Source organism: Mesorhizobium sp. M7D.F.Ca.US.005.01.1.1, assembly GCF_003952545.1.
GTDB lineage: Bacteria > Pseudomonadota > Alphaproteobacteria > Rhizobiales > Rhizobiaceae > Mesorhizobium > Mesorhizobium loti.
The window spans coordinates 3,460,071-3,473,225 of record NZ_CP034453.1 but is presented as its reverse complement, the minus strand read 5'-3'; the positions used below and the strand labels follow the sequence as shown (position 1 = coordinate 3,473,225).

Annotated in this window: 11 protein-coding genes; 7 read left to right on the top strand and 4 right to left on the bottom strand. The window is 60.3% G+C overall.

Going from position 1 to position 13,155, the window contains the following annotated elements:
• Positions 1-222: 222 nt before the first annotated feature.
• Both EJ076_RS16515 and galE read left to right on the top strand, forming a co-directional pair.
• Entirely contained in the window at positions 223-1,260 is a 1,038-nt protein-coding gene (locus EJ076_RS16515) for a UDP-glucuronic acid decarboxylase family protein (RefSeq protein WP_109662867.1), read from the top strand.
• Complete coding sequence (gene galE, locus EJ076_RS16510; protein WP_126068602.1) at positions 1,257-2,336, top strand: UDP-glucose 4-epimerase GalE; 1,080 nt, start codon at positions 1,257-1,259, stop codon at positions 2,334-2,336. Before EJ076_RS16515 ends, galE begins: the two co-directional genes overlap by 4 nt.
• 666 nt (positions 2,337-3,002) lie before the next feature.
• On the opposite strand, the gene EJ076_RS16500 is transcribed toward galE, so the two are convergent.
• Positions 3,003-3,641: a DUF995 domain-containing protein gene (locus tag EJ076_RS16500; protein ID WP_245463057.1), complete on the bottom strand. Its 639-nt coding sequence runs from the start codon at positions 3,639-3,641 to the stop codon at positions 3,003-3,005.
• A gap of 214 nt (positions 3,642-3,855) precedes the next feature.
• Here EJ076_RS16500 and EJ076_RS16495 point away from each other — a divergent pair, with 214 nt between their 5' ends.
• The 3 genes from EJ076_RS16495 to EJ076_RS16485 all read left to right on the top strand — a co-directional run bounded on the left by EJ076_RS16495 (position 3,856) and on the right by EJ076_RS16485 (position 7,644).
• Complete coding sequence (locus tag EJ076_RS16495; RefSeq protein WP_126068601.1) at positions 3,856-5,490, top strand: glycosyltransferase family 39 protein; 1,635 nt, start codon at positions 3,856-3,858, stop codon at positions 5,488-5,490.
• Positions 5,491-5,671: 181 nt separating this feature from the next.
• Positions 5,672-6,598: a lysylphosphatidylglycerol synthase domain-containing protein gene (locus tag EJ076_RS16490; RefSeq protein WP_126068600.1), complete on the top strand. Its 927-nt coding sequence runs from the start codon at positions 5,672-5,674 to the stop codon at positions 6,596-6,598.
• Positions 6,599-6,642: 44 nt separating this feature from the next.
• Positions 6,643-7,644, top strand: a complete 1,002-nt coding sequence (locus EJ076_RS16485; RefSeq protein WP_245463091.1) for a glycosyltransferase family 2 protein — start codon at positions 6,643-6,645, stop codon at positions 7,642-7,644.
• Positions 7,645-7,831: 187 nt separating this feature from the next.
• Here EJ076_RS16485 and EJ076_RS16480 read toward each other — a convergent pair whose 3' ends face one another.
• Positions 7,832-8,233 carry a hypothetical protein gene (locus EJ076_RS16480; RefSeq protein WP_126068598.1) on the bottom strand — a complete coding sequence of 134 codons (402 nt, stop codon included), beginning with the start codon at positions 8,231-8,233 and terminating at the stop codon, positions 7,832-7,834.
• Between the two features lie 326 nt (positions 8,234-8,559).
• The gene (locus tag EJ076_RS16475) at positions 8,560-10,437 is read right to left on the bottom strand and encodes a cellulose synthase catalytic subunit (protein ID WP_126068597.1); all 1,878 of its coding nucleotides are present in this window, start codon (positions 10,435-10,437) and stop codon (positions 8,560-8,562) included.
• A 603-nt stretch (positions 10,438-11,040) separates the two neighbouring features.
• Between EJ076_RS16475 and EJ076_RS16470 the strand changes: the two genes are divergently transcribed.
• On the top strand, positions 11,041-11,958 hold the full coding sequence (locus EJ076_RS16470; RefSeq protein ID WP_126068596.1) for a glycoside hydrolase family 26 protein: 918 nt from the start codon (positions 11,041-11,043) through the stop codon (positions 11,956-11,958).
• A 128-nt stretch (positions 11,959-12,086) separates the two neighbouring features.
• Positions 12,087-12,572, top strand: coding sequence for a DUF995 domain-containing protein (locus EJ076_RS16465; protein ID WP_126068595.1), 486 nt, complete (start codon positions 12,087-12,089; stop codon positions 12,570-12,572).
• Positions 12,573-12,698: 126 nt separating this feature from the next.
• Here the strand turns inward: EJ076_RS16465 and EJ076_RS16460 are convergent, their stop codons facing one another.
• The gene (locus tag EJ076_RS16460) at positions 12,699-13,148 is read right to left on the bottom strand and encodes a DNA polymerase III subunit chi (protein ID WP_109662848.1); all 450 of its coding nucleotides are present in this window, start codon (positions 13,146-13,148) and stop codon (positions 12,699-12,701) included.
• Positions 13,149-13,155 lie beyond the last annotated feature (7 nt).

The window sequence follows — 13,155 nt, the reverse complement described above, 5'->3', positions numbered from 1 at the left end:
GATGGCACCAGGCGTGTGATCGCGGCTTCGGGGCGCAGGAAATGCTGAACGGCAACACTTAAGTCGTGTCGTAGCACCAGTTCCTCGAACCCAGAGAACAATTAACGCACATCGGTGATGGCGAATCCGCAGATGCGGAGGTTTGCCACGTTCTCAAGGACGTGGCCGGGCAATGCTTTGTCCCGGCTCGGCGGTAGCGTGTGCGGTGCGTGCGAGGTCAGTATGGGTAAGCTTGTCAAGGTTCTGAAGCTGGAATCCGGCAGTCAAAGGGGCGCCAACCAAAGCCGAAGCCGCGCCCTGGTCGCCGGAGGCGCGGGATTTCTAGGATCGCATTTGTGCGAACGTCTTTTGCGGGACGGATACGACGTTGTCGCGCTCGACAATTTCCACACCGGCAAGAGATACAATCTCGGTGCCCTTCTGCGTAATCCGAGATTCACGTGCATCGAGCACGATATCGTCAATGCACTGCCTTCGGGCCTTCAGTGCGATGAGATCTACAATCTCGCTTGCCCAGCCTCTCCGCCGCACTACCAGGCAGACCCGATCCATACCTTCAAGACAAGCGTGCTTGGTTCGCTCAACCTTCTGGAGCTCGCGCGACAGAACAACGCCAAGATATTCCAGGCCTCGACGTCCGAAGTCTATGGCGACCCCTTCGTTCACCCACAGCCCGAGAGCTACTTCGGCAACGTCAATACGCACGGACCGCGGTCCTGCTACGACGAGGGCAAGCGTTCGGCCGAAACCCTGTTCTTCGATTATTCGAGAACCTATGGCCTCGATATCCGCGTTGCCCGCATTTTCAACACCTACGGCCGCCGCATGCAGCCCGATGACGGGCGCGTGGTTTCGAACTTCATCGTCCAGGCGTTGCGCGGCAAAGACCTGACTGTCTATGGCCACGGCCTGCAGACGCGTTCCTTCTGCTATGCCGACGACCTGATCGAGGGCTTTGTCCGGCTGATGAATGCGCCGAATGCGCCCGCGCACCCGGTCAATCTCGGCAACCCCGGCGAATTCACCATCATGGAACTGGCGACGCTGGTCATCAATTACACCAACGCCCGATCGAAGATCGTGCATCGGCCGCTGCCGATCGACGATCCCAGACAGCGCAAGCCGGACATCTCCTTTGCCAGGGCCAATCTCGGTTGGGAGCCGAAAATCAGCTTGAGCCAGGGGCTCGCGCGTACCGTCGAGTATTTTGACACCCTGCTCTACGGAAGTCACATGGCCAAAGGAGCCGCGGCTTCATGACCCGTGCGGCAATCCTGGTGACGGGTGGGGCCGGCTTCATCGGCAGCCACACCTGCAAGCTGCTGGCCGCGGCCGGTTATATGCCCGTGGTTTTCGACAATCTGAGCCGCGGCAACACGAAGTCCGTTGCCTGGGGTCCGCTTGTCGTCGGCGATATCCGGGATCGGGATGCACTGCGGGGGGCGATGGAAACGTACCGGCCGACGGCAGTGATCCACTTTGCGGCGCTGGCCTATGTCGGCGAGTCCGTTCGCGAACCGGCCGAATACTATTCGACCAATGTAACAGGCACCATCGCGGTGCTCGATGCGGCGCGCGCTTGTTCCATCGAGAACATCATCTTCTCCAGCAGCTGCGCAACCTACGGCGTGCCGGAAGCGTTGCCCGTTCGCGAAACCTCCTCGCAGAATCCGATCAGCCCTTACGGGCGCACCAAGCTGATGGGCGAACAGATCATCGGCGACTATGCATCCGCATACGGAATGAAATTCGCGATCCTGCGCTATTTCAACGCTTGTGGCGCCGATCCCGACGGTGAGCTCGGTGAGTGGCATTCGCCGGAAACGCATCTGGTCCCCAGGGTGCTCATGGCCGCATCAGGCATCATAGACGAGATCGAGGTTTTCGGCACGGACTACGACACGTCGGACGGCACCTGCGTACGCGACTATATCCATGTCAGCGATCTGGCCCGCGCCCATCTGAAAGCCCTCATGCATCTCGAGCGCGGCGGACAAAGCCTGGCTGTCAACCTCGGTACCGGGCGGGGGGTGTCCATCAAGGAGATTGTCCAGGCGGTCAGCCGAATGACGTCAAGATCGGTTCCGGCCGTCTTCAGGAGCCGGCGCCCGGGAGATCCAGCAGAGCTATACGCCGATCCCGGAAGCGCACGCGAACAGCTTGGCTTCGTGCCGGAGCTTTCCGACATCGACACGATCGTCAGGACGGCTGCCCCGTTTTTTGGGCTGAAGACGAAACCAATGAAACTGCCGCCAACCGAGGCGGTAGCATCCATCGCCGCTAGACAGATCAGAGAGAACGGGGCCGGCAGCTCGCGCGCTGGCCAAACCCGCTAGGGCTGCAGATAAAGGGCGATCCGCCTAGGAATGGGCCACCATCTCCCGGATTGAAAGAGACTTTCACCGGCGCCGGCGCGCGGACTTTGATCCGCTGCGGCGATGCAAAAGCGTAATCTTGTTCAGGTGCCCGCACTGTGCTGGTCATCTGGATTGTCGGCTCGGCTCTGAGCGAATGCACGAAGAATCCAGCTTGGACCGGCTGGACCACGGGCTGACTGCGGACCGCGTGGACCACAGGCTTGATGAGGACCGAATTGGTTTCGGTCGCATCCATACCCTGACAACCTGCAACCATAAAGCTCATCGCTACAGCTGCAACAATAGATCCTATGTTTTTGCTTGGGCGAAACGCGCCCATTGCGTAATTATTCATCATGTGTCCCTTGTCATCAAGTATAAGCCAAAGGCGCGTTGCGACATACTATGCCGTCGTCGCTTCCACGCCGCATGAGCAACCACTCGCACATCACGCAGGAACATTAGACATCACTAATTATTAAATTTCATGAAAACCGTATGGTGGGCCCATCGTCTCGTCGTTCTGCCAGATAGAATTGAATGCGATCGGTCAGCGATCGGCGCGCCGACCGCTCCAGCCGAACCGCTTGATGCCTCACTATAAGCGATTCGCCAATTCGTGTCTCAGCGCGGCTGAAACACGAACTAATTCTTGGAATCGATCAGCTTGCGGGCCTCTTCGAACTGCGCGCCCTTGGTGTCGCCTGCTTCGAATTTCCGGTATTCGTCGGACGGCTCCTCGGGAGATCGCTTGAAACTGTACCATTCCCCATCCGGATCCTTGCGTTGCTCGATGCTCCCGCCCTGGATCCGGTGGCTATAGCAGGTGCGATTCTGCTTGCCAGTGTAACCCTTCGATCGCCAGGCGAGTTCCATGCACATCTTGCCTTCTTTGGTCACCAGCCATCTGCCCTCCGCGACGGATGCCGTGTCCTGTCCGGACGTCCAGGCCTCGAGGCGTCGATTGCCCTGCGCGAAATAGGCTGCTCCATTTTTCCATACCCATGTTCGGTCGGCATAAAGAAGCTGCAGCTCATAGGCAGTTGGAACATTGGCGGTGTTTGCTTCCGCATGTGCGCTGTCTTTGGCGGCAGCCGCGTGCGCCGTTCCTGGAAGAGCCATCTGGCCGCAAAGGGCCAGGATAAACAGAAGTTGCGTGCAACTTGCGAACCGACGACGTTCCTTGCATCGCCGACGGTCGACACCAAGGGGTGGCAATCTGGGCGGGGGCAATCTGGTTAGAGCTGTCGGCACAATTGGCGTTCGCATGTCTGTTTGGCTCAAGGCAGCGCTATCAGCGCTTTGACAGCCATGCGAACTATTTAACAGTCGCGAGAACGATGATGTCAACCTTTGCGAAGCAGACAGACGACAACTATTCGAGACACGCGCGCAGCCTGCAGTCGTCAAAATTAAGAATTGCGTCGTATATTCCTCCAACCCTGACAATCGCGCGCAAAAGCAGCATGCGCAGACATCAGGCGGGACGCGGTTTCAAATGACGGACGACCCGGAATTGAATCAGGCCGAAGGTCGGCAATACCTGCAGCAGTCGACCGACCGGGACACGGCTGCGCGCAACTACCTGAGTCCCAACACGGCGATCTTGCTGGGGATCCTGTTCATCGCAGGCATGTTCCGGTTCCACGACATCACCTTGCCGCTGGTCGATGCCTTCAGCTGGCGCGAGACAAGCACGGCAATGATGGCCGACAATTTCCAGCAGCGCAGCTGGAACATCTTCTTCCCGGAGGTCAGCTGGACCGGACCCGGGCCAAGCTATCAGGGCCGCGAGTTCCAGATCGTCAGTTATCTGACCGCCCTGCTCTACCAACTCTTCGGCTGGCACGACTGGTTCGGCCGCATGGTTGCGGCCCTCTTCGGCCTGGTGACGGTGTTTTCGCTGCACAGGCTGACAGCGCTTTGCTGGGGCGAAACGCACGCCCATGTGGCGGCGCTTGCCTATGCGCTGATGCCGGCGACGATCATGATCGACAGTTCGTTCCTGCCCGACCCCTCGATGCTGGCATTGGTAACGCTCGGCGTTTGGCTCTTCGCGAAATACTGGGCCGACGGCGGCAATCGACAGGGGGTGTTACTGCTGGCAACCTTCGCCTTCACGCTCGGCGTACTGGCGAAGCCGCCGGGCATCGCCGCCGGCGCCGTGATCTTCTATCTGATGGTGTGTTGGCTCCTGCAGCGGCGATACAAACTGGCAGCGCGGGTGCTCGCAAGCGGGTTGCTCAGCCTGATCGTCATCGCCGCCTACTTCCGCTGGGCGGTCTATCTTGGCCAGACTTATCCGCCCTACCATATCGCGGGCAGCGGCTACATCTGGGATTCGGGCTTCTGGACATTCGTCGAGGACGGCTTCTATCTCGATACCGTGTGGAGCACATCTGTCTGGTGGTTCTACGGCTACCCGATGATGGCGCTCATCGTGATCGGATTCTGGATACCGCCCAAACCCACCGAAGACGCGAAGCAGCGCATCCTTTCGGCCATTCCCTATGTGTGGCTGGCGGCTGCCGCCATCGTCTATGTCATGGCGGCGCGTGAGATCACCAACAATCCATGGAACTACCACATCTTCCACATATCGCTCGCGATGTTCTGCGGCCGCGGCGCGCTTCTCCTGGCAACGCTTGCATCGAGAACCGTTCTGTCGCCGGTGGTCGTGCTGCGTTCGATCTGCATCGCGGTCGTCACGCTCGTCTGGTCGACCTTCCCCCTAGTCAGGACGATGAAGACGCCGATCGCCATGAACGGCAACCTGCTCGGTGACGAACTGTCGCGCCGTGTCCGGCCGGGCGATCTCGTGGTGACCGTCGCGCCGGATGTCGGCGATCCCATCGCAATCTACTACAGCCGGGTGCGCGGCTGGGTGTTCCCGCCCGGCGGCGGCGAGGTCCAATGGTCGCAATTCGTCGAAGACGACGCCACGGCGATCGCGCAGATCGAGGAGCTGCGAGCCGAAGGCGCAGACTATTTCGGGGCCGCCAAGAACGCCACCGACAACAAGGGGCGGCTGTTCGTGCAACATCATAAGGGGGTGATCGACTACCTCGACAAGACCGGGACCAAGCTTGTGGATTCGGACGATCTGCTGGTCTATAGGATCACCCGCCCATGAGAGCCGCGACAGTCCGGAGCTGTGGGCCTGGACAAGATATGGTCCGACGGTCCAGGCCCACATTCGCCTGCGGAAGGCCGGCAAGGCAGTGGGCCAGGCGAACCGGATGGACGCCATGGATAATCGGGCACCACGCGATGCCGCCGCCGGAACGCGGCTGTGGAAGCCAGCGGAGAATTGGTTGAAAAGAGCAGTCTCGATAATCGTGACGCTGGCCCTGCTGGCTTGGCTCGCCAGCGACTCGCGCTGGCGGATGGTCGGCGACGCCTTCGCCCGCATAACGCCCGGCGTATTCGCGGTGGCGACGATCGCGTTTTTCGTCACCTATGTCTTGCGTGCGCTGCGTGTCTGCGACGAGTTCCGCGACGAGGTGCACGGCCGTTTCGGCGCTTGCCTGCGCGTCATTCTGATCCACAATGCGATGATCAACGTCGTCCCCTTCCGTGGCGGCGAGACGGCCTTTCCCCTGCTCCTGCGCCAGGTCTTCGGCATACCGATCATGCGCGCCAGCGCCTCGCTGCTGTGGTTCAGGCTGCAGGATGCCTTCGTCGTTGGCGTGCTGGCCCTGGCGGTGTGGCCGGGCTTGCATCCGGCGATAAGGATCGCGGGCGTGGCCGCCTTGATCGCCGCCGCCTGGTATCTGCCGCGCTGGGCGCGCGCGCCGCATGACTGGGCCGGCCGCGGCAAGATCGTGGCGAAGCTCGGCACGCTGCGCGATGTCTTCACCGAAGCGACCGGGCGCTCGCGCTACGGCTGGTGGTGGACGATCGCCAACTGGTCGCTGAAGCTCGCTGTACAAGGATGGTTGTTGGCAATGCTGCTGGGAACATCCTTTTCGACCGCCTTTCCGGGCGTCGTCGGGGCCGAAGGCGCCGCAATCCTGCCGGTGCAAGGCGTCGCCGGCTTCGGCACCTATGAAGCGGGAGCGGCGGCCGCGCTGCTCACCTCCGGCATCGACATGAAGGCAGGCCTGCAGGCGGCGCTGGCGCTGCACCTGTTCATCTTTTGCTCGGCTATCGCCACGGGCGCGATCGCCTGGCTGTTTCCCTCGAAATCGACGCTGCCGGGGAACCCGGCCGTCGGCTCTGCAAGGAAGTCATCGCTATGAACGTATTGCCTATCCCCGCTTCTGGACTGCCTGACGGCGCGGTGATGCCGGACCATACGCTGTCGATCGTCGTGCCCATGTACAACGAGGCCGAAAACGTCGAGCCGCTGCTGGCACGGATTCACCAGGCAATGGAACGCTACGACCAACCGTGGGAAGTCGTGCTGGTCGATGACGGCAGCACCGACGCGACGGTGAGCGAGATCCGGCGCCTGGGAGCGCATTACGGTCCGCATGTGCATGCGGTCGAGCTTGTGCGCAACTACAAGCAGACCGCCGCGATGCAGGCCGGCATCGACGCAGCGCGCGGCGACGTCATCGCCACGATCGACGGCGATCTGCAAAATGATCCCTACGACATCCCGCGCATGGTCTACCGCCTGCTGAGCGAAGATCTCGACCTGGTGGTCGGCTGGCGCAAGGACCGCCAGGAAGGTTTTTTCATGCGCAGGCTGCCCTCGCGCATCGCCAATGCGCTGATCGCGCGCGTCACCGGCGTGCGCCTCAAGGATTATGGCTGCAGCCTCAAGGTCTATCGTGGCAACGTCATCCGCAGCGTCAAGCTTTATGGTGAGATGCACCGCTTCATCCCGGCATGGCTGGCCACGGTGACGACCCCGAGACGCATTGCGCAGGAGGTTGTGACGCATCATGCTCGCATCCACGGCCAGTCGAAATACGGCATTTCGCGCACCTTCAGGGTCGTGCTCGACCTGGTCTTCATGTATTTCTTCATGCGCTACCGCACGCGGCCCGGTCATTTCTTCGGTGGCATCGGCATCGTTTTGGGCGCGTTGGGATCCCTGATCCTTGCCTATCTGTTTGGTCTGAAGCTGTTTTTCGGTCAAGACATCGGAACGCGCCCAATGCTGTTCACCGGCTTCTTCCTGCTCATCGCCGGCGTGCAGATGGTGACGTCGGGTGTGCTGGCAGAAATGCTGGCGCGCGTCTATCACGAAGCGAACGGGTCGTCGGCCTATGTCGCGCGGCCGCAACCGGCACCCGGTGAAAATGATGGCGACGGCTGGCGGCGCACCGGCCGGTGACCTCACAAAGCTGCTTCTGGACCGTGACGACAAGGTCGTCGGCTGAAGGTGGCGAGGCTCGCCCGACTTTCCGCAGGACGGGACTTCCTTCCACGACTGGATATTGCCGAACAGGGCCTCCGGAGGGCAAGAGGTAGCGGGCAGAGCCTGCGCCAACCTCTCGCCCTCGACTCGCCCCCGCCGAAGATCAGTATCGCGAACGGCAGCTCGAGCGTTGGCCAAAGCCACTCGGGCTGCAGAGCCATGGCGAGCGGCCCAGCAGCGGACCGGCGTCGCCAAGGGTGTAGGAAACCTTCAGAAGCGCCGGCTTGCCGAGGCGCGGCGGCTGGATAAAGGCCGCATAGGCCAGCGCATTGGTGCGGGTCACGCTGGTCATGCGCACGACCGGCTTGCGGTGAAGGTCTCGCTTGTTTTTGAGATAGTGAATCTTGTGGCCGAGCTTGTGGACCGCAGGTTCGCCGCGAATCTGTCCGGTCTCGGCCGCATTAGCGCCCTGGGCACCCGCGACCATGGAGATCAACGCGGCTGCGGCAATAGTGTAGATGCACTTCCTGCCGATATTAACTGGGCATTCAATGAACTTGTTCATCACCAATCCCCTGTTGCGGACTATAGGCAAAGGCACACCGCGGCATATTTTGTGCTGAGCGTTTTCCACGCCGTGTGAACTTCCTTTTCCATTGCGCAATATTAGACTAAGCTTATTAAAATTCAGGCAAACGGCGTAGTGAGCACCGTCTTTCCGCCTTGCGCTGGATTTTATTAAATTGCGATCGATCTCACGGATGTCGCACGAGGACGCGCGACGGGTTTTGGCGCGACGCGCTTTGGAGCCTCAATAGTCGTCGTTGTGGAAGAAGAGAGCCGTGGGCGGGAAACTGCCTCGTAGCTGTCCCGAGGCCGATTCTCGAGGCGTCAGCGGCTTGCATCCCAACTGGGGTCGAAATGCACCGTATAGTTTCCGAGCCCGCCCTGGCCGGCGCCGGAAACCGGAAAGATTACCCTGACAATGCGCAGATGGCCCGCGCCCTGCTGCAGCCCATAAATGCCTTGCAATCCGCGGTCATAGAATGCGGCGGCCGGAGCCGACAGCGCGAGCACGGCGAGTGAGGTGTGCAGGGCATATTTGGCGACATTGGCGCGCAGCGGGATCTTGTTCTCGATGACGTGCCTTGCGACAATTACGGCGACGAGCAATCCATAAAAGAACGCATTGAAAGCGGCGAACCAGTAGAAGCCGGCGGCGTTCGCAGGGTGGTCGACAAGAAGAACCGGCAATGATGCACCGACCGCAAGCACCACATAGGGAGCAACGACGCGGGTGGGCAGAAGGTTTTTCGGACCGCTGCCCTTTGGTGTAACTCGGAAATCGATGAACGACTTCGTAATATGGTCGCGGACCGCCGAGAGCGTGCCTGCCAGGACCCACGGCCAGCGCGCCAGGAAAGCGACCAGCGTTCCTTCCCAGCTGATCGTCTTGGCGGTGAGCGGGCGCGACAGACCAAAGGCCTTCAGCAACATCACCAGCACGATCAGAGATGCCGCATTCGGCCCATAGTGGATGAGGAAGTCGACATACGTCACATTGGCGAACGTCTCGCCAGAAAGAAGCGCGTATATCGGCATGGCATACATCAGGAGGGAAAACCCAGCCAACAGCGGATACCAGAGCTGGCGGAACAGGAACTGGAATTTCGCCTGCGCCGTCATCCTCGGCAGGTAGGTCGGCGAGTATTCGAGCATGATGGTCACCAGGCTGCGCGACCACTGGAATTCCTGTGTGACAAAATCGGCAAAACTCTGAGGTCCGTCGCCATGCGCGATGGCATCAATTGCGTGCACGCCGCGCCATCCGGCTGCGATCAACAGCATGGTTGTCGAGTGATCCTCGGCCAGTTCCGGGCCAAGACCGCCCGCCTGCATCAGCGCTTGAGTTCGCACCGCATAGTGCGAACCGATGCAGAGCGGCGTCCCATTGTTGGTATAGCAGGACTGCAGCGGCCCGTGGAGCATTCCCTCAGGAAACAGCCGGCCCCGCGCGGCCCAGCTTTCGTCGGCGTTCATGTCGCAAATGCTCGGCGCCGAAACATAGCCCACCGCAGGGTCGGCGAAGGGATAGAGGATTTCCCTGAGATAGCTCGGCGTCGGCACATGGTCGGCGTCCAGCTGGGCGACGAAGTCGTAGCGCTCATAACCGTAGTGGTCATAGAAAAAGGCTAAATTGCCTTCCTTGCAGCGGGTCCTGCGCGGCCATGTCTTGCGATGATAGTCGTCGCGCCCGCGGCGCGTAGAAATCAGCACATTGTGGGCTTCGCACCAGTGAACAGTCTCCTCGGAAGGATCTTCGTCGGCCAGCCAGGTGTCATGCGGATAGTCCTGCGCGAGCATCGCCTCCAGCGTGCGCTCGATCACGACGAACGGCTCGGACGGTGCCTTGGTTACCACCATGGCGACTCGCGATCCCTGTGGGACCGTGCGCAGCTTGGACGGTTTTTTCGACGCATGCACATTGGGGAAGAAAAAGAGTGGCATCAGCGTCAGCCACACGAAAGTAAGCGTCACGAAAATATAAGGGACCACGTGCTCGATGTGGTCGGGCTGCAACCACCAGACCCAGAAAATTATGAGGGTGAAGAGCCATGGAACCAAGCCCAGCGCCCAAATCCGTTGTTGAGCTGGCGACAAGGCCGGCACCAGAAAAGGCGCCTCGCCCGCCGGCATGGGTCCGGCAGTCTTCGACCGGCGCGATGACGTCATATTGCCGACGACGCCGGCTTGCGCAGAATCACTCATACTACTACCCGCCGCCTGTTCGGGCTGTGGCCGAACGATGGCACACAGCCTTCAACCACCGGCCAGAATCAGCTCGCGCTCAAACAGAGTCAACAGAATTAAGCGTTCGTTAACCAAGACTCTTGAGAACTGGTTAACCTAACACTTTGAATCGACGGCGTTTTGAATGCGTGCGGTCAGACCTTCACCTGGGACACGGGTTGCTGGATCTCTATCCTCAGCAGCAAGCCAACAGACAACCTGGACCCGATCGACCCCACTCGTTAACCATGCTGGCAACAACTAGGTTAAGTATCCGTTAATTGCGCTTGACTCGCGGCATGCATAAGCTCTTATATTAGAACTGGATAATGCATCGGGAATGTTGGCGCGAATTTGTGAGTATCGCGGCGAACTTTCTCCCGTAGGCTTCCATCGTACCGGCGCCTCGGGAGACCACTTGATGGATGGCCTTGCGCAAGCACGCCAGTCCACAGTCGCTCTGAAACCCCACAGATCGCCTCGATAGGCTCGATGAATTTGGGTTTGTCGTATCGATCGCTGTCGAAACGACATGGCGAAGTTTCAAGCTCCGCTGGAGATTGAGGCGATGGGAGGTCGACTATGAAATACTTCACAGCAACTACAGCCGCGTCAGCACTCATCCTGGGCGCAAGTATTGCTTTTCCGGCGGCAGCAGGCTCTCCCGCGGGGACGGACCCCGTGAAGACGAGCTCCGCCGCTTCGGTGTTCGGCTCCTATGACCCCTATGGTGATTTCAGCGCCGACAAGACTGCCTCCATTGAGGAGCTGTTCTTGCCTTGGGAGGACGTTGACCTCTCGACGCTTCCGCTGGCCGACGCCTATGCGCAGCAGCGTGGCCGTTCGCTTTTGATCACCATAGAGCCATGGACCTGGTCGAAGGATTGGCGCATCACCCCGCCCGAATTGCGCGACGGCATTTTGAGCGGCAAATATGACGCCAACATGCAGGCAATCTGCGGCTTGGTGGGACAGATGAAGAGCCCGGTGACCATTCGCTGGGCGCAGGAAATGGAAGACACCAACGGCCGCTTCACCTGGGCCAACTGGGCCCCCAAGGACTGGATCGCCGCCTACCAGCGCGAAGTCGATGTCTGCCGCAAGGTCGCTCCCGCAGCCAAATACATGTGGTCGCCAAAGGGCGCGGAAGGCTTGGAAAAGTACTATCCCGGAGACAATTACGTCGATGTGATCGGATTGTCGGTGTTCGGCCTCCAGAAGAAGGACAATGATGAGACCGGTCGGGACCGTAACTTCGCAGAGACGCTCAAGCCCGGCTATGATCGCGTCGCGGGTTTCAACAAGCCGATCGTGGTGGCGGAACTCGGCTATGTCGGAAAACAGGACTATGTCTCGAAGTGGCAAGAGGATTCGCGCAAGTCCTATGCGGAGTTTCCGGCGCTGACTTCGGTCGTCTACTTCAACCAGAAGGAAGTGTGGCCGTGGCTGGGTGGCTATGGTCTGCCCGACTGGAGGGTGACCCAGCACGTCCTGCCTTAGGCGCATCGTGCCATCCCGACGCGATCGGGATGGATCTCCAATTTCCTTGTTTGACGGTGACCCATCCCGAACCGGCGGTTCGGGATGATGGTTGAGGCGTGGCGTAAATCAGTCTGTGGAGAAGTTTCGTGAAACGAGTGGTGGAAAATTGTCTCGGAGCGGCATTCGCCTGCTCCGTTCTTGTTCTTGCCTTCCAGGTTCCTGCGACAGCCAAAACGGCGACGAAAATCGCCGAGCAGGCGCAAAAGGCGGCCGTGGTTCCTGACGAAGGCGTCTACCAGATCTATCAAAACCATTCCTGGCTGTGGGGCAAGAAGGGCGCCGGGTTCTTTGCCGTCAAGCAGCGGCAGTTCGACTCCTGGACCAACGACAAAGGCAAGCCGGGCTATGGCGACGGGTTGTGGTTCATCCCCGGCGGCGGCAAGTTGTGCTGGCGCGCACAATGGCACGGTTCCTGGGGCGTGAAGGGCTCGATGACCTGCTTCGAGCATCGCCAGGCTGGCAAGGTGATCTACCAGCGCAAGGCTCCGGATGGCGACTGGTACGTTTTCGAGAGATTGAAATACGGCGACTACGTCACCCGGAAACAGAACCGGGTCAAGGCAAAGCTGTAGACTGTGTCTGCGACAGGCGGCTGGCCTAAAGCGTGTCGCGTCTGAGCGGTTTCAGGCGACCCGCTTTAGGTTTTGTTTTTGCGCATCTCGTTCTCCCAAAACGAAGTCACTTTTGGGCGACATGCACTAGGCCTTGCGCTCCCAGCGGCGGTCTGGCGTCTGCTGCCAGTAGGTGACGGCATGGCCGGCGTCCTTCATCACCTTCCAGTGCCCCCGCGCCGCCTCGACCTGCGCGGCGTCGTGGCCGTCGAACAGGAAGACGGCACGCTCGTAGCCACCAAGATCAGGCGGCACGGCGCCGTCAACGAGGAACCTTATCTTGGCCTGGTTGGGATTGCCGTCGCCGGTGGTTAACAGGATCGGCTGTTCACCGGGATAAGCCTCACGGTCGGTGGCGTGCGCGAGGAACGAATCGTCGCGGAAGGTCCAAAGATGCTGGTCGAGCGCATCGCGGCGTTCCTCGGTGCCGGTCTGCACCACGGCGCGCCAGCCACGGTCGACGCTGCGCTCCAGGAGGCCTGGCAGCGCATCCTCCAGCGTCGATTCGGTCAGGTGGTAGAACAGGACGTCGGCCATCGCTTCA